The sequence below is a fragment of the Pseudomonas sp. BW16M2 genome, assembly GCF_014268865.1.
GTDB classification, from domain to species: Bacteria; Pseudomonadota; Gammaproteobacteria; order Pseudomonadales; family Pseudomonadaceae; genus Aquipseudomonas; species Aquipseudomonas peradeniyensis.
In genome coordinates this window covers 124,174-147,783 of the sequence record NZ_JABWRI010000011.1, presented here as the reverse complement: position 1 = coordinate 147,783, position 23,610 = coordinate 124,174, and the positions used below count along the sequence as shown (strand labels likewise).

Here is a 23,610-nt window from a genome sequence, read left to right as displayed (position 1 = left end):
GGGCGTCGTCGGTCAGACGGTCTTGGCGATCCGCCCGGCCAGCAGCGCCCAGCCCAGCAACAGCGCGCAGATAATTGCCAGCGGCCACGAGCGCCATTGCAGGTAAGGCGTCAGCTGCTGCATCGGCACCACCTCGCCGTACAGCACGGCCCGCTGGAACTGCGGAATCTGCGCGGTGATCCTGCCGAACGGATCGATCAGCGCCGTCACGCCGTTGTTGGTGGCGCGGATCATCCAGCGGCCAGCCTCCAGCGCACGCATCTGGGCCATCTGCAGGTGCTGCAGCGGGCCGATCGAGGTGCCGAACCAGGTGTCGTTGCTGATGGTCAGCAGCAGGTCGCTGCGCGCGGCAAGGCTTGCGGCGAACTCGGGATAGACCACTTCGTAGCAGATGTACGGGGCTACCTGATAGCCCTTGGCCTGCAGCAGTGGCTGGTCTTCGGGGCCGCGGGCGAAGTCCGACATCGGTAAATTGAAGAACTCGATCAGGCCGCGCAGCATGTCCTGCAGCGGCACGTACTCGCCGAACGGCACCAGCTTCTGCTTTAGGTAGGTGCCGTCGCCTTCGCCAGCCACGGTGATGCCGTTGTAGTAGCGGCGTTGGTGGTGAACCATCTGCCGCACCGGCACCCCGGTGATCAGCGCCGAATGCCGTTCAGCGGCAAAGGTGCCCATCATGTCGATGTAGCCCTGGGCCTGGTCCTTGAGCACCGGCACGGCGGTTTCCGGCCAGATCAGCAGGTCGACGGGTTTCGAGCTGAAGCTCATGTCGCGGTACAGCGCCAGTTGTGCATTGACGTGCGCCGGGTCCCATTTCAGGTCCTGCTCGACGTTGCCCTGCAGGGCGGCGACCTTCAGTGGATCGCCCGCCGGCTTGGTCCAGGCGTGGTCCTTGAGAGCCATGCCGAGGATCCACGGCGCCACCAGCAACACCGCGCCGACGGCCAGGAACGAGCGACGCTCACGCAGGCGGTACAGGTTGCACAGCAAGGCGGCGCTCAAGGCCAGGACGAAGGACACCAGCCAGACGCCGCCCAGCGGGGCGAGACCGGCGAGCGGGCCGTCGAGTTGGCTGTAGCCGGCGTAGAGCCAGGGGAAGCCGGTGAGGAACCAGCCGCGGAAGGCCTCCTGCAGCAACCACAGGGCGGCGAAGCACAGGGCATCGGCCAGTGGCGCTTCGTCGCGGCGCAGCCAGCGCGCCCACAGCCAGGCGGGCAAGGCGAAGAAGAACGCCAGGCAGGCGAAGAACGTCAGCAGCAGGGCGATCGCCAGCAGCGGCGAGGCGCCGCCGTAGGTGTTCATGCTGACGTAGATCCACCAGGTGCCGGCGCCGTAGAGGCCGAAGCCGAAGCACCAGCCACGGCCCAGGGCCTGGCGCGGCGTCAGTTCGCGCAGGCCGGCGTAGAACAGGGCGATGGACAGGATGGCCAGCGGCCAGACGTCGAACGGCGCCAGGGCCAGGAGGGTGGAAGCGCCGACCGCCATGGCCAGCAGGTTACCGGGCCAGCCGGGGCGGGTGATCCAGCGCATTTTCGTCCTTAACGGTTGATCGGGGTCAGGCGCAGCAAGTGTATCCGCCGGCTGTCGGCGTTGAGAATACGGAAGCGGTAACCGCCGATCTCGGTGGTTTCGTTGCGCTTGGGCAGGTGGCCGAAGGCGCTCATCACCAGGCCGCCGACGGTGTCGAATTCGTCATCGGAGAATTCGCTGTCGAAGAACCCGTTGAAGTTCTCGATCGGGGTCAATGCCTTGACCAGGAAGTCGCCGCTGGGCAGCGGCTTGATGTAGCTGTCTTCCTCGACATCGTGCTCGTCCTCGATATCGCCGACGATCTGCTCGAGCACGTCCTCGATGGTCACCAGGCCCGCCACGCCGCCGTACTCGTCGATGACGATGGCCATGTGGTTGTGGTTGGCGCGGAACTCGCGCAGCAGCACGTTCAGGCGCTTGGACTCGGGCACGAAGGTGGCCGGGCGCAGCAGGTCCTTGATGTTGAAGCTGTCGCCGTTCTCCTTGAGGATCAGCGGCAGCAGGTCCTTGGCGAGCAGGATGCCGAGCACATCGTCGTGGCTCTCGCCGATCACCGGGTAGCGCGAGTGCGCGGCGTCGATCACCGCTGGCAGGAACTCGCGTGGCGACTGGCTGGCCTTGATGCTGATCATCTGCGAGCGCGGCACCATGATATCGCGCACCTGCAGGTCGGCGACCTGGATGGCGCCTTCGACGATGGTCAGCGCTTCGCTGTCGAGCAGCTTGTTCTGATGGGCTTCGCGCAGCAGCTCGAGGAGCTCCTGGCGGTTTTTCGGCTCATGGGCAAAAGCCTGGGTCAGCTTACCCAGCCAGGACTTTTGCCCGTTGCTCGATCGATCTTCGCTCATGGCGGTTACTCGTGATCCTTGCAGTGTCAGTGTGTGATTGAATCGGTTTCGTCGTCGGCGTACGGGTCCGGATGACCCAGTTCCGCCAGCAATTCTCGTTCCAGCGCTTCCATCTCCTCGGCTTCATCGTCCTCGATGTGGTCGTAGCCGAGCAGGTGCAGGCAGCCGTGGATGACCAGGTGCGCCCAGTGCGCCTCGAGGGCCTTGCCCTGTTCGGCGGCCTCGCGCTCGACCACCGGCACGCAGATCACGAGGTCGCCCAGCAGCGGAATGTCGAGCAGGTCGTCGGGCACGTCGGCGGGGAAGGACAGCACGTTGGTGGCGTAGTCCTTGTGCCGGTAGGTGTGGTTCAGTTCGCGGCCTTCGGCTTCGTCGACCAGGCGAATGGTCATTTCCGAGTCGGCAGTGCGCTGGCGCAGGGCCAGCTCGCACCAGCGGCGGAAGGCGGCGTCATCGGGGGCAGCGGCGTCCGTGGCCCGTTGCAGGTCGAGTTCAAGCATCTTTGCCGGGTGCCTCGGGCTTGGCCTGACGGGCGTCGAAGCGGTCGTAGGCTTCGACGATGCGCTGCACCAGCGGGTGGCGCACCACATCCTTGGGCTGGAAATGGGTGAAGCTGATGCCCGGGACGTCCCTGAGCACCTCGATCACATGGGCCAGCCCCGATTTGGTGCCGCGCGGCAGGTCGACCTGGGTGATGTCGCCGGTGATCACCGCGGTCGAGCCGAAGCCGATGCGGGTAAGGAACATCTTCATCTGCTCGAGGGTGGTGTTCTGGCTTTCGTCGAGGATGATGAAGCTGTTGTTCAGGGTGCGGCCGCGCATGTAGGCCAGCGGCGCGATCTCGATCACCTGACGCTCGATGAGCTTGGCCACGTGCTCGAAGCCGAGCATCTCGTAGAGCGCGTCGTAGAGCGGGCGCAGGTACGGGTCGATCTTCTGGGCCAGGTCGCCGGGCAGGAAGCCAAGCTTTTCGCCGGCCTCGACCGCCGGGCGCACCAGCAGGATGCGGCGCACCTGTTCGCGCTCCAGCGCATCGACCGCGCAGGCCACGGCCAGGTAGGTCTTGCCGGTACCGGCCGGGCCGATGCCGAAGTTGATGTCGTTGGCCAGGATTTCCTTGACGTAGCGCTGCTGGTTGACGCCGCGCGGACGGATGTTGCCCTTGCGCGTGCGCAGCGAGACGCTGACTTCGTTGACCGCCGGGTTCTCGAGGGTCTCGACCGTCGATTCCTGAAGATAGAGATGGACCGTTTCCGGCGACAGGTCGGTGGCCTTGGCCTCGCGATAGAGGCGGCGCAGCAACTGTTCGGCGGCGGAGGTGGTCTTGGGTTCGCCAATCAGTTCGAACTGGTTGCCGCGGTTGCGGATCTCGATGGCCAGGCGTTGTTCGATCAGGCGCAGGTGCTCGTCGAACTGGCCGCACAGGTTGGCGAAACGATGGGCCTCGAAGGGCTCGAGGATGAAGCGATGGGGTTGTATGGGTGCGTTCAAGGTCGTTTTTAGCCGCTCGACGGCAATGAATGTGAACTCAAGAATAACCCTTGAGTGGCAGTGGCGAAAGCACTGAAACGATCAAGGGTCGGTGCGACGCTTCCGATCCGCGTGTCGATCATGGCAGGGCTAGTTGACGAAACGATGATGCCGGTGGAGCGCGCAGGGGCCGGGGCGGCTCAGGGCAGGGGCGAGAAGGGCGTGCGACCTTCGGCGTTCTGCAGTTCCAGCAGGTACTTGCGGAAGATCTGGCCGAGCACCTGGGTGGCGTGCTCGAGCTCGTCGCGGGGCATCTGCTCGGTGACTTCGTCGGCCATGTCCAGGGCGTCTTCGGCGCCGTTGACCGCAGCGATCTTGAGCAGGATGTAGGCCTGCACGTTGTTAGCCTTGACCCCTTCGCCATGGAAGAACATAGAACCGAGGCGGTACTGGGCCTGGCCCTGGCCCTGTAGCGAGGCCTTCTCGAACCACTTGAGCGCCTTGTCGAGATGGCGCGGCGTGCCGCTGTAGTAGAACTCGCCCAGCTCGTACTGCGCTTCGGCATCCCCGGACTCCGCCGTCTGTTCGCAGGCCTTCAGGGTGTTCTGCAGGTCTTCGGGCGCGGTATCGAGCGTGCAGCGGCCCGTCGTTGGAATCAGCAACGAGTTACCGCCCTCCGCCAGGGCCAGCAGAGGCTGAAGAAGCAACAGGCAGCCCAGGGTCAGGGCGCGGCCGGTGCGGTTCATGGGGATCGACTTACCTCTGCAAAGCTACGGCCAATGTCTCTGGTGGCACATTATGGGATAAGCAGCGCCTACCTTACAAAGTTTTACTCAGATTTCTACAACGCGCTGAGCAGTGCAAGGGTGTGACGGGGTTAACGCTTTGCTCATTTGTCGCCTGTGGTAGCCCCATTGCGGGGCAAGTCCGCTCCCACGCATGTCGTTATGGCGTGGGAGCGGGCTTGCCCCGCGATGGAACACCCTTACTTCACTTTGGCGAACGCTCGCTCGGCCGCATCCAGGGTGATCTGCAGCTCCTTGTCGCCATGGGCGATGGAGGTGAAGCCGGCCTCGAAGGCGCTTGGCGCCAGGTACACGCCGCCTTCGAGCATCAGGTGGAAGAAGCGCTTGAAGCGCTCGGCGTCGCTGGCCATCACGTCGTCGAAGGTGACGATGTCGTCGGCGCCGCTGAAGTACAGGCCGAACATGGCGCCCGCCTGGGTGGTGACGAACGGGATGCCGGCGGCATCGGCGCGCTGTTGCAGGCCATCGAGCATACGGCTGGTGAAGGCGCTCAGCTCGTCATGGAAGCCCGGGCGGCTGATCAGCTTCAGGGTGGTCAGGCCCGCGGCCATGGCCAGCGGGTTGCCCGACAGGGTGCCGGCCTGGTAGACCGGGCCCAGCGGGGCGATGCAGCCCATGATCTCGCGCTTGCCGCCGAAGCAGCCGACCGGCATGCCGCCGCCGACGATCTTGCCGAAGGTCGACAGGTCCGGGGTGATGCCGTAGTGGCCCTGGGCGCCGCCCAGCGACACACGGAAACCGGTCATTACTTCATCGAAGATCAGCACCACGCCATGCTTGTCGCACAGGGTACGCAGGCCTTCGAGGAAGCCCGGCGCCGGTGGTACGCAGTTCATGTTGCCGGCCACCGGCTCGACGATGATGCAGGCCACGGTCTGGCCGACGTCGGCCAGGGTCTTCTCGACGGCGGCGATATCGTTGAACGGCAGGGTCAGGGTGTGCTTGGCGAAGTCCGCCGGCACCCCAGCCGAACTCGGCACACCCTGGGTCAGCAGGCCGGAGCCGGCCTTGACCAGCAGGCTGTCGGAGTGACCGTGGTAGCAGCCCTCGAACTTGATGATGGCGTCGCGGCCGGTGTAGCCACGGGCCAGGCGAATGGCGCTCATGGTCGCCTCGGTGCCGGAGCTGACCATGCGCACCATCTCCATCGACGGCACGATCGAGCAGACCAGGTCGGCCATCTCGGTTTCCATGGCGGTCGGCGCGCCGTAGGACAGGCCGTGCTCGAGCTGCCTGCGCACGGCATCCAGCACATCGGGGTGGCCGTGGCCGAGGATCATCGGCCCCCAGGAGCCGACATAGTCGACATAGCGCTTGTCATCCTCGTCGATGACGTAGGCGCCTTCGGCGTGCTTGAAGAACAGCGGGGTGCCGCCGACGCTCTTGAAGGCGCGCACCGGCGAGTTGACGCCGCCGGGGATGTGTTTCTGGGCTTGGGCGAACAGGGCTTCGGAACGGGACATGGAGTCTTCTCTCGAAATCAGGAAACGAACAGGGCGTTGAAGGCGCGGGCGCGGCGGGTGACTTCCTGCGCGCTGTCGGCACCGAACAGGCCGTGGATTACCGCCAGGAGGTCGGCGCCATGGGCGACCAGCGGGGCGGCGTTGTCAAGGGTAATGCCGCCGATCACGGCGATCGGCAGCTTGACCTGGGCGCGGGCCTGCTCCAGCAGTTCGACGCTGGCGGCGGGCGCGCCCGGTTTGGTGACGGAATTGAAGAAACGACCGAAGGCGACATAGCTGGCGCCTTCGGTGGCGGCCTGTTGCGCGAGGTCGAGGCTGGCGTGGCAGGTCGAGCCGATGATCGCCTGGCGGCCGAGCAGGGCGCGGGCCGGGGTGAGCGGGCCGTCGGTCTGGCCCAGGTGCACGCCGACGCCCAGGCGCGCGGCCAGTTCGGCGTCGTCGTTGATGATCAGCTGGGTGCCGTAGCGTTCGCAGAGCTTCGCCAGCGCTTCAGCTTCGCGCAGGCGTCGCCCGGCGTCGTCGCTCTTGTCGCGGTATTGCAGCAGGCAGACACCGCCTTCGAGTGCTGCCTCGACATGGCTCAGAAAACGGCCGGCGAGCAGCTGGCTGTCGGTGATGGCATACAGACCGCGGAGCGTCATCGGATGGCCTCGAGTCAGGAACAGAAATCCAGGGGCAGGCGGCGCGGCACGTACTGGCCCTTGCCCAGTTGCTCGGCGTCGCGCAGGGTCCGCCAGGTATAGTCCAGGGCGCTGCGCACGGCGCTCTCCAGGTGCTCGCCCAGGGCCAGGCGACCGGCCAGGGCGCTGGCCAGGGTGCAGCCCGAGCCGTGGTAGCTGCCCGGCAGGCGCTGGCAGGTCCAGGTGTGTTGCTGGCCGTCGCGGCTGTACAGGCGGTTGTGGATTTCCACTTCGTCGCCGTGACCGCCGGTGATCAGCAGGTGTCTACAGAACGGCAGCAGCTTCTCGGCGCATTCGTCCGCAGTGCCTTCAGGCAGTTCCGCCAGGATACGCGCCTCCGGCAGGTTCGGCGTGGCGATGGTGGCCAGCGGCAGCAGGCGTTCGCGCAGCGCGTAGCCGACCTCGTCCTTGCCCAGGCGACCGCCGCCGCCGGCGCGGAGCACCGGGTCGCAGACCAGTGGCAGGTGCGGATGGGCGGCGAGCAGTTCGGCGACGGTGTCGACCATCTCGATCGAGCCGAGCATGCCCAGCTTCACCGCGGCCACCGTGGAGTCGGCCAGCACGGCGTTGGCCTGGGCCAGGACCCACTCGCGGTCGAGCACGCGGAAGTCGGAAACGTTGACGGTATCCTGCACGGTCAGGGCGGTCACGGCGGGCGCGGCGTGACAGCCCTGGGCGATCAGGGCTTCGATATCTGCCTGCAGCCCGGCGCCACCACTGGGGTCGTGGCCGGAGAGACAGAGGACAACGGGGCGGGAGCTGTAGGTATTCATGGTCGGCGAGCTTATCACCAAACCTTTTTCCGCGGTTCGCTCGCGGCGAGAGATTTGCTGATCAAGTGGTCAGGTTGGTCTGGTTGTATATTCTGAAAGGTGCGTTCTAGAGCCTTCGCATGCAAATTACAGGTGGCTGATAGCCAGTGCTGGAGGCTATGCTAGAGTGCTCGGATAACTCGATAAATGGGTTCTGCCGGATCACGTCGTCTCAAAGGGATGGGAGGCAACCGCGACGCGACCGCACAGGCCATGCTGGGGCTGTATGCGCTATTTGCTGATTGTGCTTCTGGGCTGCTTGCCCATGCTGGCCGGAGCGGTCGAATTCGACGACGCCACCGGGCGCCTGCCGCTGGGCCGGTACATGCAGGTTTATGAAGACCACGATGGCAGCGCCAGCATCGCCCAGGTCAGCTCCGTGGCGTTCGCCGGGCGCTTCCAGCCACATCAGGACGAAGTGCTCAATGCGGGCTATTCCACCTCGGTGTTCTGGCTGCGGGTCGATCTCAGCTATGCCGCCGCCCCTTCGGCCGCGCCACGCCAGTGGCTGCTGGAGCTTGCCTACCCGCCGCTGGATCACCTGGAACTCTACCTGCCGGACGCGCAGGGCACCTATCGCCTGGCCCGGCGCACCGGTGACGCGCTGCCCTATGCCAGCCGGGAGATCCGCCAGAACAACTACCTGTTCGAGTTGCCGCTGCAGCCCGGCCAGGCGACCACCGCCTACCTGCGTCTGCACAGCCAGGGCTCGATCCAGGCGCCGCTGACACTATGGTCGGCCGAGGCCTACCTGGAAGACCAGCCCACCCGGCTTTATGTGCTGGGCATGATCTACGGCGTGCTGCTGGTGATGCTGGTGTACAACCTGTTCATTTACCTCAGCGTGCGTGATGTCAGTTACCTGTACTACATCCTTTATATCGCTTCGTTCGGTCTCTACCAGGTCTCGGTCAACGGCGCTGGCATTGCCTATTTCTGGCCGGACAGCCCATGGTGGGCCAACGCCGCCACCCCGTTGTTCATCGGTGCCGCCGGGCTGTTCGGCTGCCAGTTCGCCCGCCACTTCCTGCAACTTGGCAGCCTCAGCCGGGGCTTCGACCGCCTGCTCAAGGGCTTGATGGCCGGCGGCGCGCTGGTCATGGTGCTGGCAGTGACCTTGCGCTACGGTGTGGCGCTGCGCATGGCCACGGTGCTGGCGCTGCTGTTCACCGTCAGTATCTTCAGCGCCGGGCTCTATGCCTGGTGGCGCGGATTGCGCGTGGCGCGCTGGTTCATCATCGCCTGGACCGCCTTCCTCGCTGGCGGGCTGGTCAACACCCTGATGGTGCTGGGCTACCTGCCCAACGTGTTCATCACCATGTATGCCAGCCAGCTGGGCTCGGCACTGGAAGTGGCGTTGCTGTCGCTGGCCCTGGCGGACCGCATCAACAGCCTGCGCGAGCAGCAGGCACAGACCCTGCGCGAGACCGGGCGCACCCTTGAACAACTGAACCTGCAACTGGCGCGCAGCAACCGGCTCAAGGACGAGTTCCTAGCCACCGTGACCCATGAATTGCGCACGCCGATGAATGGCGTGATCGGTTCGCTGGAGTTGCTGCACACCTTGCCCATGAGCGCCGAGCAGGCCCAGTACCATCGCACCGCCACAGGTTCCGCCCAGGACATGATGGCAATGGTCGACGACATCCTCATCCTTACCGAACTGCAGGCCGGACGCCTGCGCAACCAGGGCATGGCCTTCAGCCTGCGTCGCCTGCTCCAGGAACTGCGGGCCGGCTATGCCAGCCAGGCGCTTGCCAAGGGCCTGTACCTGAGCCTGGACATCCCCGCCGACCTGCCCGACAGCCTGGTCGGCGATGCGCAGAAGCTCGCCCGCTGCCTGGCCTGCCTGGTGGACAACGGGCTGAAGTTCACCCACCAGGGCGGCGTCACCGTGCAGGCCCGTGGCCGGCGCACCGGGCCGGACAGCCTGGTCCTGAGCCTCACGGTCAGCGACAGCGGCATCGGTTTCGACGATCTGGACCAGGCGGTGCTGTACCAGCGTTTCTTCCAGGTGGACGGCTCGATGACCCGGCGCTACGGCGGGCTGGGCATCGGGCTGTCGATCTGCCGGCAACTGGGCGAGTTGATCGGTGCGCAGCTGTCCCATGAGTCGACGCCGGGGCTGGGCAGCCGCTTCGAGCTGACTCTGGCCCTTGCCGTGGCGCAGGTGCAGGTACCACCGGCGCGTGCCGCCTCGGGGCTGGAGCGCTTCTGACGGCCCCTTCGCGGTACCCGTGGGAGCGGGCTTGCCCCGCGATCAGGGCGCGAAGCGCCCCCATGTAGTCCGTTTTGTCACTTTGACTCAAGGGCCTGCGGTGCTTCACTGGGTTATCCAGGCATGAACGGATCCAGGAGGCCGCCGATGAACCTGCACCAGTTCGCTGAAACCCACGAAGTCACCAACCAGCCGCCGTCCCTCGACGGCGCCAACCTGTATCGCCTCGACCAGCCCCTGCAGGAGTGGTCGCGCCGGTTCGGCGCCGGCTGGGCCGAGTCGCGGATCGACGCCTACGGTGCCCTGGCCGGTGGTCCGCTGATGGCCGCGGGTTTCCTGGCCAACGCCCACAAGCCCGAGTTCAGCAGCCATGACCGCTATGGCCACCGCATTGACCTGGTGGAGTTTCATCCCGCCTATCACCAACTGATGCGCACCGCGGTCGAGCACGGCCTGCCCTCGCTGCCCTGGGCCGAGCCACGGGACGGCGCCCACGTGGCGCGGGCCTCGATGACCTACCTGCACAGCCAGGCCGAAGCCGGTACCGGCTGCCCGCTGACCATGACCTTCGCCGCCGTGCCGGCCCTGCGCCTGCAACCCGAGCTTGCCGGCTACTGGCTGCCGAAGATCCTGGCTCGCGAATACGACCCGCGCAACGTCGGTGACCGGCACAAGGCCGGTGTCACCATCGGCATGGCCATGACCGAAAAGCAGGGCGGCACCGATGTTCGCGCCAACACCACCCGCGCCTACCCGGTGGGCACGCCCGGCCCGGGCCAGCCCTATGAGTTGGTGGGGCACAAGTGGTTCTGTTCGGCGCCCATGTGCGACGCCTTCCTCACCTTGGCCCAGACCGACAAGGGCCTGAGCTGCTTCCTGCTGCCGCGCCACCGGCCTGACGACAACCGCAACCAGTTCTACATCCAGCGCCTGAAGAACAAGCTGGGCAACTGCTCCAACGCCTCCAGCGAGGTGGAGTTCCGCGGTGCCCTGGCCTGGATGATCGGCGAGGAGGGGCGCGGCGTGCCGACCATCATCGAGATGGTGGCCATGACCCGCTTCGACTGCATGGTCGGCTCCAGCGCCCTGATGCGCCAGGCCCTGACCCAGGCCGCGCACCACTGCGCCCACCGCAAGGTCGGCGGGCGCGTGCTGGCCGAGCAGCCGCTGATGCAGAACGTGCTCGCCGACCTGGCCCTGGAAAGCGAGGCGGCCCTGGCCCTGAGCTTGCGCATGGGCCAGGCCCTGGACCGTCTCGACGACCCTCAGCAGGCACACTTCGCCCGGCTGGTCACGGCCGTGGGCAAGTACTGGATCTGCAAGCGTGCCCCCGGGATGATCAACGAGGCCGCCGAATGCCTGGGCGGCGCCGGGTATGTCGAGGACAGCATCCTGCCGCGGCTGTACCGCGAGGCGCCGGTCAACTCGACCTGGGAGGGCTCGGGCAACGTGCAGTGCCTGGACGTGCTGCGGGCCTTGTCGAAGGAGCCGGGCGTGCTCGAGGCGCTGTTCTGTGAGTTGGGAGATGGCTTTGGCGATCCGCGGCTGGCGGCGTTCATCGGCAACCTCAAGGGTGCCTTCGCCGACACCAGCGATATTCAGTACCGCGCCCGGCAACTGACCGAGGACATCGCCGTGGCGCTGCAGGCCAAGTTGCTGCTTGAGGCGGGCAACGCCACGGTGAGCGATGCGTTCATCGGCAGTCGCCTTGGCGGCGGCGGGCGGGTGTATGGCGCATTGCCGCGCGGGGTGGATGTCGAGGCGCTGGTGGCCAGGGCCACGCCGGTGTGGGCGGAGGCATAGGGACTCTGTGGGAGCGGGCTTGCCCGCGAACACCGGCGAAGCCGGTGCCAGGCACCGCGCTGTCTGCTTCGCGGGCAAGCCCGCTCCCACAGGCGTCGCGCAAACCATGGGGCCGATTCTCGGGGGTGTATTTGCCCGGCAACGCAGGCAAGATGGCTGTCATGCATTCCATAAGACAGGAAGCCCAGCGTGAGCCAAGCGTTTGTAGTCGTTGATACCCCCGAACAGGCCGTCGACCGTCTGGCGGCCTTGCACGAACAGGCCACCGGGGCCCTGAGCCAGGCCCTCAAGCGCTACCTCAAGGACCGTACCGAGCCGGGTGACGAGGAACGCGCGTTGTTCCGCTACCCGGCCCTGCGCCTGACCTACTCCAGCCAAGGCGAAGTCGCCGCCACCACCCGCGCCTACGCCAAGGTCCAGGTGGACGGCACCTACAGCGTCACCGTCACCCAGCCCGCGGCGTTCCGTGGCTACCTGCTCGAGCAACTGCGCCCGTTGATGCACGACTACACTGTGACCGTGGAAGTCGGCGTCAGCGAGCAGAACATCCCGTACCCCTACGTGGTCGACCAGGGCGACGAACTGGCCGGCAGCGGCATCACCGCCGCGCAGCTGGCGCGGGTGTTCCCCAGCACCGACCTGTCGGCGGCCACCGATAACATCGCCGATGGCCTCTACGACTGGGAAAGCGCAGAGACCCTGCCGCTGGCGCTGTTCGACGCCGCCCGCGTGGACTTCTCCCTGCGCCGCCTGGTGCACTACACCGGCAGCGACTGGCGGCACATGCAGCCGTGGATCCTGTTGACCAACTACCACCGCTACGTCGACCAGTTCATCGCCCATGGCCTTGAGCAGCTGCGCGAAGACCCACGCTTCGTGCGCATGGTCCTGCCGGGCAACGTGGTCATCGAGAAGGGCATGGACAACGGCGAGGCCCAGGCCCTGGTCGCCAGCGTGGTCTGGCACCGCTACCAGATGCCGGCCTACCACCTGATCGCCGCCGACGGGGATGGCGTGACCCTGGTCAATATCGGCGTCGGCCCGTCCAACGCCAAGAACATCACCGACCACCTGGCGGTGCTGCGCCCGCACTGCTGGCTGATGATCGGCCACTGCGGCGGCCTGCGCCAGTCGCAGACCATCGGCGACTACGTGCTGGCCCACGCCTACATGCGCCGCGACGGCATCCTCGATCGCGTGGTGCCGCCGAACATCCCGATCCCGGCCCTGGCCGAGGTGCAGCTGGCGTTGCAGGAGGCGGCCGCGCAGGTCACCGGCGAGCGTGGCGAGCAGCTCAAGAAACGCCTGCGCACCGGCACCGTGCTCACCTACGACGACCGCAACTGGGAGCTGCGCTGGGCCCAGGAACGTCCGTTGATCAACCTGTCCCGCGCCGTGGCGGTGGACATGGAGAGTGGCACCATCGCCGCCCAGGGGTACCGCCTGCGCGTGCCGTACGGCACCTTGCTGTGTGTCTCCGACAAGCCGCTGCACAGCGAGATCAAGCTGCCGGGCTCGGCCAACGCGTTCTACAACCGCGCGGTCAGCCAGCACCTGAAGATCGGCATCGCCGCTCTCGATCTGCTGCGTACCGAGCTCAACTCGCTGCACTCGCGTAAACTGCGCAGCTTCGATGAGCCGCCGTTCCGCTGAGGATCCATGCCCCTGCCACCCCGTAGCACACCGCGCCGCCCTGCGGCGCGGCCCACCGGCCCGCGTCGCCAGCCCAAGGCGCCGCCGGCCGAACCGCGCCTGATCCTGTTCAACAAGCCGTTCGATGTGCTCACCCAGTTCAGCGACGGCGAGGGGCGGGCCACGCTCAAGGACTTCATCGACATTCCCGGCATCTACCCGGCCGGGCGCCTGGACCGCGACAGCGAAGGCCTGCTGTTGCTGACCAACGACGGGCGCCTGCAGGCGCGCATCGCCGATCCGAAGCACAAGCTGGCCAAGACCTACTGGGTACAGGTTGAGGGAGAGCCGAGCGAAGAGCAGCTACAGCGCCTGCGTGACGGCGTCGAGCTCAACGACGGGCCGACGTTGCCGGCCCAGGCGCGCCTGCTTGAGGAGCCCGAGCTGTGGCCGCGTAATCCGCCGGTGCGTTTTCGCAAGAGCGTGCCGACGGCCTGGCTGGAGCTGGTGATCCGTGAAGGTCGCAATCGCCAGGTGCGGCGGATGACGGCGGCGGTTGGCTTGCCGACCTTGCGCCTGGTGCGGGTGCGGATCGGTGACTGGACGATCGAAGGGCTGGACCAGGGTTGCTGGCGCGAGGTGCCGGCGAAGCTGTAATGACAATCACGCGGCATGTCGTGGGAGCGGGCTTGCCCCGCGATGGGCCCCTCAATGCCGCTACACCCCTTCGAGAAACCCCACCACCACGCTCTTGATGATAAACGCCAGCACGCCCAGGCCCAGCACAAAGAACAGGATAAGCGTGCCAAAGCGCCCGGCCTTGGACTTCTTCGCCAGGTCCCAGACGATGAAGCCCATGAAACCGATCAGCACGGTGACCAGGACGATCATCATCCATTCTTCGAATACTGCGGGATCCATCGGTTCACTCCAGGCAGATTGAGCCCCCGATCATACGCCGCACGCGCAAGGATTCAACGCAGGTGGGTCAATGGCAGCTCGGTGCTGGCCAGCACCTGGTTGAGCACGAAGCTCGAGCGCACGCTGGTCACCCCTTCGATACGGGTCAGGCTGCCCAGCAGCAGCTTCTGGTAGTGGTCCATGTCCGGCACCACTACCTTGAGCTGGTAGTCGGCGTCCATCCCGGTGACCAGGCTGCACTCGAGCACCTGGGGCAGGCTGCGGATCGCCGCCTCGAAGGTCTCGAAGCGCTCAGGCGTGTGCCGGTCCATGCCGATCAGCACATAGGCGGTCAGGCTCAGGCCGAGCTTCTTGCGATCCAGCAGGGCCACCTGGCGCGAGATGTAGCCGTCGTCCTCGAGCTGCTTGACCCGACGTGAGCATGGGGAAGGCGACAGGCCGATACGTTCGGCCAGTTCCTGGTTGGAGATGCGCGCATCGCGCTGCAATTCGGCGAGGATGCTCAAGTCGTAGCGGTCGAGCTTGCTCATGGAAAGGGCCTTTTCTGTTCGGATTGCTGTGAATTATCGATCCTGAGTGAAAAATTGCGCAAGCGCTATTTATAGGAGCAATCTTCGCAATCCTATGCCCCGGCGTCTGGCCTATCTTTATCACCAGAATCACTGCCCGGACATCAGTCCACGGCGACGCGCCCTAGGCGGGCGGTCGCGGCCAGCCATCCAACAGGATCCGCCAGGCCCCCGGGCTACGCACTGTCCAGAAGACGGCGCGAGGTGAGCCGGTGCCACAAGCGCCGAGCACGGACGACAATTCCCAAAGGGAGGCCGCAAGGCCTCCCTTTTTTATTGCGTAGCAGGCTGCGCTTGCCAGGCCAGCGAGCAGCCAATTCAGGCCTTCGAGCAGTTGGCGCACCAGGTTGTCGGCTAATTTAATCTTCCGTTCGCGCTCTGCGCAGTAGACTTCCGACGATAATGGCGGGCGTTTCAATCGAGAGGAACAACATGAGTTCGCGCATCTGGCGATTGGCAGGTGTTGGTTTGCTGGGCCTGGGCATCAGCCTGGGCGCCCTGGCCGAAGGGCCTGGAGAAGGGCATGACGGTCATGGCGGTCAGCAGGAGCAAGGCGGTGGCGAACGGCGTGGATCGCCGCTCAATTCACGTGACGAAGTGCGCCAGACGCAACCGCCACGCCAGGGCTACTACCAGGACATTCCCCGTCGCTACGGCGACAATCGTTACTGGGAAGCGGGCGGTCCGGGTCAGCGCCCCGGTGGCGACTGGTCAGGCCGGCCCGATGGGCATGGCAATGGCTGGGGGCCAGGGCCGCAGTACCATCCAGGGCATACCGTCGAGCGCTTTCCGGATCGCTATTGGAAAGTGCCGTACCGCGGGCAGGACTATTTCTACTCCGGTGGCTACTGGTACCGGCCCCATGGCGGCGGCTACGTGGTGGTCACGCCGCCCTACGGTGTGCGGGTCGGCTACCTGCCGTCCTATGCCCGTGAGGTGTGGTTGAGCGGTGCGCTGTTCTTCCTGGTGGCCGACACGTATTACCAGTACCAGGCCGACAGCCGCGAGTACATGGTGGTCAACCCGCCCGCAGTGGCGCCTGCGCCGTTACCGCAGCAGGGCAGCGGCTACGATGTGATCGCCTATCCGATGTACGGCCAGGGGCCGGAGCAGCAGGAGCAGGACCGCTATCAATGCCATCGCTGGGCGGTGAGCCAGTCGGGGTTCGATCCGGCGACCGCCACCTATGCGCCGCCGGCCAATGTGGCGGACAACTATCGGCGGGCGCTGGGGGCGTGCCTGAGCGGGCGCGGCTACAGCATCAATTGACGGGGCATTCGCGATAACGGGCTACACCGGGTCGGCGTGAACCATCACATCGGCCCGCGGGTAGCGCTGGCGAATGACTTGCGAGGCCTGCACGCACAGCTCATGGGCGGCATGCAGCGGCATGTCGCCGGGCAGTTCCAGGTGCAGTTGCACGAACCACTGGCTGCCGGACACCCGCGTGCGCAGGTCATGCACCCCCTTCACCCCTGGGATCGCCAGCACCACTTCGAGCATGCGCTCGCCGACATCGGCGGGCAGTTCCTTGTCCATCAGGATCGCCGTGCTCTCGCGGGCGATCTGCAGCGCGCTCCACAGGATGTACAGGGCGATACCCAGGCCGAACAGGGCGTCGAGCTGCGGCCAGCCGAAGCGGGCGAGCAGCAGCGCCAGCAGGATGCTGGCGTTGAGCAGCAGATCGGAGCGGTAGTGCAGCGAGTCCGCGCGCACGGCGGTGGAGCCGGTCAGGCGGATGACCTTGCGCTGGAACGCCAGCAGCGCCACGGTCAGCGCCAATGACAGCAGCATCACCACGATGCCGGCGGCGGTGTCGCCCAAGGGCTCCGGCGACTTCAGCCGCTCCACCGCCTGCACCCCGATCAGCACCGCGCTGACCCCGATGAACAGCGCCTGGGCCATGCCGGCCAGGGCTTCGGCCTTGCCGTGGCCGAAGCGGTGGTCGTCATCGGCCGGGCGCAGCGCGTAATGCACCGCCAGCAGGTTGAGGAAGGAGGCGGCGGCATCCAGCGCCGAGTCGGTCAGCCCGGCCAGCAGGCTGACCGAGCCACTTAGCCACCAGGCCACGGCCTTGCTCAACACCAGGATGCAGGCCACGCTCAGCGAGGCGCGGGTGGCCAGGCGCAGCAGACGTTGATGTTCGGCGGTGGCAATCATGCGCAGGGATCGTCCGGATCAGGTCAGGCCGCAGGTACCAGGCCGTAGCTGGCCAGTTGCTCGACGCTGCCGCGGTGCTGGATCAGCCGCGGGTCGTTCAGCGGCAGGCGCTGGCCCAGTTCGCTTTCAAGGATAGCCTGCAGTGTGGTCCGGTCGACCTGGCCATCGGCATTGATCGCCGGCTTGAGCTTGGCCGGGTCGACATGGGCCGTGGTGCCCCCGGGGTAGTAGATGGCGCCGGTGGCGAAGTCGATGCCGAAGGCGATCAGGCCGGGAATGACATAGAACAGGATACCGATGGCATCCAGCGCCGCGACCACCGGATCGATCTTGCCTTCGATCTGGCCGCGACGGTCGGGGTAGAACAGGGTGCCGCAGGCCGTCAGCTGGGTCAGCAGGGTGGCGATGAGGGCGCCACCGATGACGCGGGAAGGGATGCGCATGTGAATCTCCGGAAGAAAACGACAAACAACGGCGCGGCAATCGCCTGCGCCTGAGCTTAAGACCATGATAGGGCAGCCTCGGTTCGCCGTTATACTCGGTCGATTGTTCGAGGACCACCATGATTTCATTACCGATCGATGCCGTACTGTCCGACCTGCGCCAGGCCCTGGCCGAACGTGACGAAGCGGTGCTCGAGGCGCCGCCCGGCGCCGGCAAGACCACCCGCGTGCCACTGGCCCTGCTCGCTGAGCCGTGGCTGCAGGGACAGACCATCCTCATGCTCGAGCCCCGGCGCCTGGCCGCCCGCGCCGCCGCCGAGCGCCTGGCCAGCGAACTGGGCGAGAAGGTCGGCGAAACCGTGGGCTACCGCATCCGCCTGGACAGCAAGGTCGGCCCGAACACGCGCATCGAGGTGGTCACCGAGGGCATCCTTACCCGCCGCCTGCAGGCGGATCCTGCGCTGGAGGGCGTGGGGCTGCTGATCTTCGACGAGTTCCACGAACGCAGCCTGGATGCCGACCTGGCCCTGGCCCTGAGCCTCAACGGCCGGGCGCTGTTGCGCGACGAGCCGCCACTGAAGATCTTGCTGATGTCGGCGACGCTGGAGGGCGAGCGGCTGTCGCGCCTGCTCGACGACGCGCCGATCGTCAGCAGCCAGGGGCGCATGCATCCGGTGGATATCCGCTGGAGCCGGCCCTGGCAGCCTGGCGAGTTCGTCGAACCGCGCGTGGTCGACTGCGTGCTCCAGGCCTTGGCCGACGAGTCCGGCAGCCTGCTGGTGTTCCTCCCCGGGCAGGCCGAGATCCGCCGTGTGCACCAGGCGCTGCAGGAGGCCGTGGGCGAGCGTCCGGATGTCCTGCTCTGTCCGCTGCACGGCGAGCTTGAGCTGAGCGCCCAGCGTGCCGCCATCGAGCCGGCGCCCAAGGGCCAGCGCAAGGTGGTGCTGGCTACCAATATCGCCGAAACCAGCCTGACCATCGACGGTGTGCGCGTGGTGATCGACGCAGGTCTGGCGCGGGTACCGCGCTTCGATCCCGGCAGTGGCATGACCCGCCTGGACACCCAGCGCATTTCCCGCGCCAGTGCCACCCAGCGTGCCGGCCGTGCCGGGCGCCTCGAGCCCGGCGTGTGCTACCGACTGTGGTCCGAGGCGCAGCACGATCAGTTGGCGGCCCACGCCAGCGCCGAGATCCTCCAGGCCGACCTGGCCGGGCTGGCCCTGCAACTGGCGCGCTGGGGCGTGCCGCCGGAGCAGCTCAGCTGGCTCGACCAGCCACCGGCAGCTGCCTATGGCCAGGCTCAGGACCTGCTGGTCCGGCTCGGTGCCTTCAAGCCTGGTTGTCGCGACAACCTGAGCGCCCATGGCCAGGCCATGGCCGAGCTGCCTGCGCATCCGCGCATCGCCCATCTGCTGCTGCGCGGGCAGGACCTTGGATTGGCCGACATGGCCTGTGATGTCGCCGCATTGCTGGGCGAGCGCGACATCCTGCGCGGCGGCGGTGCCGACCTGCATAGCCGGCTGGCCCTGCTCAGCGGTGAAAGCCGTGTCTCCCGTGGCGGGCAGGGCGGCGTGCAGCGCGCCCGGCAACTGGCCCGGCAGTACCGCGGCCAGTTGCGTGGCAAACCGCGCAGCCCGGTCGCCGACCCCGACCATCCCCGCTGGCTGGGCGCCGTACTGGCGCTGGCCTACCCCGACCGGGTGGCGCAGCAGCGTCGCGAAGGCGGCGCCGAGTACCGCCTGGCCAATGGCCGTGCGGCGCTGTTCGCCGAAGCTGATGCACTGATGAAAAGCCCGTGGCTGGTGATCGCCGACCTGGGCAGCCGCCAGGGGCAGCGCGAGGAGCGCATCTACCTGGCCGCCGAGTTCGATCCGGCGCTGTTCGACGGTGTGCTGGCCGAGCAGGTGGAGCAGCTCGACCTGCTCGACTGGGACGAACGTGAACAGGTGCTGCGCGCCGAGCGCCAGCGCAAGGTCGGCGAACTGGTGCTTAGCCGCGAACCGTTGCCGGGGCTGGATGACGACGCACGGGCCAGGGCATTGCTGGGGCTGGTGCGACGCAAGGGCCTTAACCTGCTGACTTGGACCCCGGAACTGCGTCAGTGGCAGGCCCGCGTCGCGCTGCTGCGTCAGCTGGATCTGGAAAAGGACGGTCGCAGCGAGTGGCCCGATCTGGGCGACGACGCCTTGCTCGCCAGCCTGGAAGACTGGTTGCAACCTTATCTGGGCAAGGTGTCGCGCCTGAGTCATTTCGCCAGCCTGGACCTGCCTTCGATGCTGCGCAACCTGCTGCCCTGGCCGCTGCCCCAGCGTCTGGACGAGCTGGCGCCATCACACCTGGGCGTGCCCTCGGGCTCCAGCATTCGCCTGGACTACAGCGAGCAGCCACCGATCCTTGCCGTGCGCCTGCAGGAGCTGTTCGGCCTGGCCGACACCCCGCGCATTGCCAATGGCCGCCAGCAGGTCAAACTGCACCTGCTGTCACCGGCGCGCCGGCCGGTGCAGGTGACCCAGGACCTGGCCAACTTCTGGCGCACCACCTATGCCGAGGTGAAGAAGGACCTGAAAGGGCGCTATCCCAAGCACTACTGGCCGGACGATCCACTGGTGGCGGAAGCCACGGCCAGGGCCAAGCCCAGGAAAGCCTGACCCGTGCATTCGCTCGGGGGAATGCCGGCCTCAGGCGCCGGCTTCACCCTCGAGCAGCATGAACAGGCGGTACAGCACCACGGTGCTGAACAGCTGCAGGAAGCCGCTGAGGCTGTCCAGGGCCAGTTGCACGCCGGGCTGCGGCTCGGGGAACAGCTGCAGCAGCAGGCCGTCGATCAGCCACAGCGGCGCCAGTACCGACAGCATGCAGACCATGATGCGCAGGAAGTGCCCGGTGGTCATGCGCGCACTGGTGCGCATCGACTCGATCACCGGCAGGCCGCGCAGCACCAGCAGGTACTCGGCGAACACCAGGTTCACCATGATCCACACGCCGGGGAAGATGAGCAGTGCCAGGCCCGCCAGGATCAGCAGCGAACTGATCACGATCAGCAGGGCCAGCATCGGCCACAGCTGCAGGGCGCGGGCGAACAGGTCGCGCTTGGCGGTGTCCTGGCCGTTGCTGCGGGTGTCGAGGTAGAGGATCAGCGCGGCGCTGTACAGCGGGTAGAACAGCAAGCTGACGAGCATGCCGTAGGCCGGCGAGGCCTGCTCGCCCAGTTGGCTGTAGAGCAGCTGGGTGCCGAGGGCCTCGAGTACCACCAAGGGCAGGCACAGCTGGAGGATGCTCGTCAGGTGACGGCGGAAGAAGTACAGGGAGTCGCGCAGAACGCTCAGCGGATTCATCGGTCAACATCGCATGGCAGAAAAAGCAGGGCGTAACTTTAGCCCAGTCGGCCCGCTTGCTGAAAAAAGTTTCATGGCCCGGACAATTGAATCGCCAAGCCCGGGCCTCCATCTTTGACGCTGTCCGATGTCCTGTTCAGCGCACGAGGTTGCCCCGATGAACACTGAAGAACAAACCCTGATCGATGGCCTGTTCGGCCGTCTCAAGCAAGCCGAGGACCCGGCCCAGCCGCGCGATGCCCAGGCCCAGGCGCGGATCGAGGAGCACCTGCGCCAGCAGCCGGCGGCGCCTTACTACATGGCCCAGGCGATCCTGGTCCAGGAGGCGGCGCTCAAGCGCCTGGACGAGCAGAACAAGCAGCTCGAGGCCGAGCTGCGCCAGGCGCGCGCGCAAGTGGATGCGAGCCGACCCAGCAGTGGCGGTGGTTTCCTCTCCAGCATCTTCGGCGCGGGAGCCCGCAATCCAGAGCCGCAGCGCCCGGTCGCGCCGCCGCCGACTTCCTCGGGCGGCTGGCGCGAGCCGGCGCCCCAGGCCTACGCCCCGCCACCACCGCAGCAGGGCTTCGGCGCGGCGCCCGCCCCGGCGCGCAGCGGCGCCAGCAGCTTCCTCGGCGGCGCCATGCAGACCGCCGCGGGTGTGGCCGGTGGCGTGTTGCTGGCCCAGGGCATCAGCAGCCTGTTCAACCATCATTCGCAACCTGAAGAAATCGTCGAGGTGATCAAGGAAGAGCCGGCGCCGGCCAGCGACGCGGGCGGCTGGAACGACCAGGACAGCCAGCATCAGGTGGCGGACAACGGTGGCTGGGGCAATGACCAGGGTGGTTATGCCGATGCCGGTTACAGCAATGACGATGGCGGCTTCTTCTCGGACGACGACTACGTCTGAGGGCTTGGCATGCCCGAGAAGTTTCCAGGGGCGCCTTGCGCCCCTCACGGGCACGCCCGCGACAAACTCAGGCCAGGCGCTGCAGGCCTTCCAGGCAAGTCGCCAGGTGGTAGGGCGTGGTCGAAGGCATGTCATGGCGGCTCACCGCCCCCGCGCCATCGCGGCACTCATGCCAGCCGCCTTCATGCAGGAAATGTGAGTCCAGCGCCGCTAGCTGTGCCAGCAACCGTGCCTCGCTTCCCGGCCGCAATGCCAGTGCCCGCAGGTACTCCGCCTGGGCCCAGATCCGCTGGGTCGCATCGAGTACCTTGCCGTCCGCGTCCAGCATCGCCAGCACCGCCGTATCCTTGACTCCGTGCTGCTCGGCAAAGTCGAAGGCTCGCTCGATGGAAGCGTGCAGCGTCGTGCCGCGCAGCAACGGCGAGGTATCCAGCAGGTAGAACCATTCGAACTGGTGCCCTGGCTCGAACCAGTTATCCACAGCCCCACGCGGTTTTTCCAGCATCAGGCCGTGGCTCGGCTCGATGAACTGCACCTGCAGCGCGTCGCACAACTGCAGCAGCGACTGACGAACCTCGTCGTCCTCGCGCACGGCCAGTACCTGAAGGAAGGCCTCGGCCAGGTGCATCTGCGGGTTCTGCAGCGGGCCGCTGCCCAGATCCGACCAGTCCTCACCGAGGCTGGCCTCGTACAGGCCATCGTCGCGGGCGAATTGCTCGGCGACGACTTCGAGGGCGCCGTTGAGCGTGGCCTCCACCAGGCCTTCGCCGACCTTGCCCCAGTAATGGGCGCAGGCGAACACGATGAAGGCGTGGGTGTAGAGGTCCTTGCGCCGGTCCAGCGGCTTGCCCTGGGCGTCGATGCTGTAGAACCAGCCGCCGTGCTCGGCGTCGTGGAAGTGCTTCTGCAGCGAGCGGAACAGTGCGGCAGCGCGTTCGGCGGCGCCCGGTTGCTCGATGCGGCTGCTGAACAGGTAAAGTTGACGGGCGCAGGCCATGGCCCGGTAGCGTTGCACCGGCAGTGGGTGGTGCTGGCTGTCCAGGGCTTCGTACGGCAGGGCCATGTCGGCGTTCCAGCCCGGGCCTTGCCACAGCGGCACGATGCGCTCGGCGAAGTGCTGTTGGAAACGGGTCAATGCGGGGCGGGGGTCAGACATGGTCGCGCTCGTGACGGTCGGGCAGGGCGCCATGGTAGCAGATGTGGCCAGTGCTTCGTGTGCACGGACGGCGTGGGAGGGGCAGCGTGGGAGCGGGCCGCGCACATGATCCGATCTGGGCGAAAGCGTCAGCCTGGATTACCCAGGCCCTGCCAATGTCGCGCGCCGACGAAGATGAAGCGCAACTGCTGGGTGATCTTTTCCTGCGGCGTCAGCGCCTGTGGATGACCCGGCTCGGGGCTGTCGATCAGCTCGGGCAGGGTAGCGAACACGGTCTTGACCACCAGGTCGGCCATCACCGCCAGGGCGGCGCCGTCCAGGTGCTGCCAGCGCGGCATGCGCGCCAGGTCCGTGGCCAGGTCGCTGCTGATGTCCTGGCGCAGGCGGGCGATGGCCTGGCGCACCGGCTGCGAGCCGCCGTATTGCTCGCGGGCGAGGAACAGGAACTGCGCGCGGTGGGCGATGACCACGTCGAGGAAGATGCGCACCGAGGCGTCGGTGATGCCGCCCAGTTCGAATTCATTGTGACGCACCAGGCGGATGGTCTGGCGGAAGGTGGTGTCCACCTCGGCGACCAGGGCCAGGCCCAGGGCATCCATGTCGGGGAAGTGGCGGTAGAAACCGGTGGGCACGATGCCCGCGGCCTTGGCCACCTCGCGCAGGCTGATGCTGCCGAAGCCACGGCCGCTCTCCATGAGCAGGCAGGCGGCGTCCAGCAGGGCCTGGCGGGTTTGTAACTTCTGTTCGGCGCGCGGCAGCATGGGGCAGGATTCTATGACTGTACGACTGGGCATTCTGGATAAATAAACAAAGCCCGGTCAATGGACCGGGCTTGGAGGGTAGCAGGCGCAGTGGGGCGGGTTGTTGTTCTCGGCCAT

General features: G+C 66.7%; 22 protein-coding genes. 7 read left to right on the top strand and 15 right to left on the bottom strand.

Annotated elements, in window-relative coordinates:
* Positions 1 to 12: 12 nt before the first annotated feature.
* The 8 genes from lnt to HU735_RS12770 form a co-directional block, all read right to left on the bottom strand.
* On the bottom strand, positions 13 to 1,530 hold the full coding sequence (lnt, locus tag HU735_RS12805) for an apolipoprotein N-acyltransferase (protein WP_186713811.1): 1,518 nt from the start codon (positions 1,528 to 1,530) through the stop codon (positions 13 to 15).
* A gap of 8 nt (positions 1,531 to 1,538) precedes the next feature.
* Positions 1,539 to 2,378 (bottom strand): HlyC/CorC family transporter, encoded by an 840-nt coding sequence (locus HU735_RS12800; RefSeq protein ID WP_050707049.1) that lies wholly within the window; start codon positions 2,376 to 2,378, stop codon positions 1,539 to 1,541.
* A 26-nt stretch (positions 2,379 to 2,404) separates the two neighbouring features.
* Positions 2,405 to 2,878, bottom strand: coding sequence for an rRNA maturation RNase YbeY (gene ybeY / locus HU735_RS12795; protein ID WP_186713810.1), 474 nt, complete (start codon positions 2,876 to 2,878; stop codon positions 2,405 to 2,407).
* Positions 2,871 to 3,869 carry a PhoH family protein gene (locus HU735_RS12790; RefSeq protein WP_186713809.1) on the bottom strand — a complete coding sequence of 333 codons (999 nt, stop codon included), beginning with the start codon at positions 3,867 to 3,869 and terminating at the stop codon, positions 2,871 to 2,873. Before HU735_RS12790 ends, ybeY begins: the two co-directional genes overlap by 8 nt.
* 179 nt (positions 3,870 to 4,048) lie before the next feature.
* Complete coding sequence (locus tag HU735_RS12785; RefSeq protein WP_186713808.1) at positions 4,049 to 4,594, bottom strand: tetratricopeptide repeat protein; 546 nt, start codon at positions 4,592 to 4,594, stop codon at positions 4,049 to 4,051.
* A 239-nt stretch (positions 4,595 to 4,833) separates the two neighbouring features.
* Positions 4,834 to 6,117, bottom strand: a complete 1,284-nt coding sequence (gene hemL, locus HU735_RS12780; RefSeq protein ID WP_186713807.1) for a glutamate-1-semialdehyde 2,1-aminomutase — start codon at positions 6,115 to 6,117, stop codon at positions 4,834 to 4,836.
* Between the two features lie 17 nt (positions 6,118 to 6,134).
* A complete protein-coding gene (gene thiE, locus HU735_RS12775) occupies positions 6,135 to 6,758 on the bottom strand; it encodes a thiamine phosphate synthase (RefSeq protein ID WP_186713806.1) in 624 nt (207 codons plus the stop codon).
* Between the two features lie 14 nt (positions 6,759 to 6,772).
* Complete coding sequence (locus HU735_RS12770; protein ID WP_186713805.1) at positions 6,773 to 7,570, bottom strand: hydroxymethylpyrimidine/phosphomethylpyrimidine kinase; 798 nt, start codon at positions 7,568 to 7,570, stop codon at positions 6,773 to 6,775.
* A gap of 265 nt (positions 7,571 to 7,835) precedes the next feature.
* Between HU735_RS12770 and HU735_RS12765 the strand changes: the two genes are divergently transcribed.
* From HU735_RS12765 to HU735_RS12750, 4 genes are all read left to right on the top strand, one after another.
* Positions 7,836 to 9,827, top strand: a complete 1,992-nt coding sequence (locus tag HU735_RS12765) for a hybrid sensor histidine kinase/response regulator (RefSeq protein ID WP_186713804.1) — start codon at positions 7,836 to 7,838, stop codon at positions 9,825 to 9,827.
* Positions 9,828 to 9,974: 147 nt separating this feature from the next.
* Positions 9,975 to 11,630, top strand: coding sequence for an acyl-CoA dehydrogenase family protein (locus tag HU735_RS12760; RefSeq protein ID WP_186713803.1), 1,656 nt, complete (start codon positions 9,975 to 9,977; stop codon positions 11,628 to 11,630).
* 189 nt (positions 11,631 to 11,819) lie between these two features.
* Entirely contained in the window at positions 11,820 to 13,283 is a 1,464-nt protein-coding gene (amn, locus tag HU735_RS12755; RefSeq protein WP_028690411.1) for an AMP nucleosidase, read from the top strand.
* A gap of 6 nt (positions 13,284 to 13,289) precedes the next feature.
* Positions 13,290 to 13,919 carry a pseudouridine synthase gene (locus HU735_RS12750; protein WP_225933305.1) on the top strand — a complete coding sequence of 210 codons (630 nt, stop codon included), beginning with the start codon at positions 13,290 to 13,292 and terminating at the stop codon, positions 13,917 to 13,919.
* 60 nt (positions 13,920 to 13,979) lie between these two features.
* Here HU735_RS12750 and HU735_RS12745 read toward each other — a convergent pair whose 3' ends face one another.
* Both HU735_RS12745 and HU735_RS12740 read right to left on the bottom strand, forming a co-directional pair.
* Complete coding sequence (locus HU735_RS12745; protein WP_023378567.1) at positions 13,980 to 14,183, bottom strand: DUF2788 domain-containing protein; 204 nt, start codon at positions 14,181 to 14,183, stop codon at positions 13,980 to 13,982.
* Positions 14,184 to 14,236: 53 nt separating this feature from the next.
* Complete coding sequence (locus tag HU735_RS12740; protein ID WP_011535815.1) at positions 14,237 to 14,713, bottom strand: Lrp/AsnC family transcriptional regulator; 477 nt, start codon at positions 14,711 to 14,713, stop codon at positions 14,237 to 14,239.
* Positions 14,714 to 15,184: 471 nt separating this feature from the next.
* On the opposite strand from HU735_RS12740, the gene HU735_RS12735 reads away from it, so the two are divergent.
* Entirely contained in the window at positions 15,185 to 16,021 is an 837-nt protein-coding gene (locus HU735_RS12735) for a DUF6515 family protein (RefSeq protein WP_186713802.1), read from the top strand.
* Between the two features lie 21 nt (positions 16,022 to 16,042).
* Here the strand turns inward: HU735_RS12735 and HU735_RS12730 are convergent, their stop codons facing one another.
* Together HU735_RS12730 and HU735_RS12725 are read right to left on the bottom strand one after the other, a co-directional pair.
* Positions 16,043 to 16,912, bottom strand: a complete 870-nt coding sequence (locus tag HU735_RS12730) for a cation diffusion facilitator family transporter (protein WP_186713801.1) — start codon at positions 16,910 to 16,912, stop codon at positions 16,043 to 16,045.
* A 23-nt stretch (positions 16,913 to 16,935) separates the two neighbouring features.
* Complete coding sequence (locus tag HU735_RS12725) at positions 16,936 to 17,355, bottom strand: polyribonucleotide nucleotidyltransferase (RefSeq protein ID WP_186713800.1); 420 nt, start codon at positions 17,353 to 17,355, stop codon at positions 16,936 to 16,938.
* Between the two features lie 119 nt (positions 17,356 to 17,474).
* On the opposite strand from HU735_RS12725, the gene hrpB reads away from it, so the two are divergent.
* The gene (gene hrpB, locus HU735_RS12720; RefSeq protein ID WP_186713799.1) at positions 17,475 to 20,003 is read left to right on the top strand and encodes an ATP-dependent helicase HrpB; all 2,529 of its coding nucleotides are present in this window, start codon (positions 17,475 to 17,477) and stop codon (positions 20,001 to 20,003) included.
* Positions 20,004 to 20,033: 30 nt separating this feature from the next.
* Here hrpB and HU735_RS12715 read toward each other — a convergent pair whose 3' ends face one another.
* Positions 20,034 to 20,690, bottom strand: coding sequence for a YciC family protein (locus HU735_RS12715; protein WP_186713798.1), 657 nt, complete (start codon positions 20,688 to 20,690; stop codon positions 20,034 to 20,036).
* Between the two features lie 157 nt (positions 20,691 to 20,847).
* Between HU735_RS12715 and HU735_RS12710 the strand changes: the two genes are divergently transcribed.
* A complete protein-coding gene (locus HU735_RS12710) occupies positions 20,848 to 21,576 on the top strand; it encodes a DUF2076 domain-containing protein (protein WP_186713797.1) in 729 nt (242 codons plus the stop codon).
* Positions 21,577 to 21,643: 67 nt separating this feature from the next.
* Here the strand turns inward: HU735_RS12710 and HU735_RS12705 are convergent, their stop codons facing one another.
* The gene (locus HU735_RS12705) at positions 21,644 to 22,732 is read right to left on the bottom strand and encodes an AGE family epimerase/isomerase (protein ID WP_186713796.1); all 1,089 of its coding nucleotides are present in this window, start codon (positions 22,730 to 22,732) and stop codon (positions 21,644 to 21,646) included.
* A 128-nt stretch (positions 22,733 to 22,860) separates the two neighbouring features.
* The gene (locus HU735_RS12700) at positions 22,861 to 23,493 is read right to left on the bottom strand and encodes a TetR family transcriptional regulator (protein ID WP_050707121.1); all 633 of its coding nucleotides are present in this window, start codon (positions 23,491 to 23,493) and stop codon (positions 22,861 to 22,863) included.
* Positions 23,494 to 23,610 lie beyond the last annotated feature (117 nt).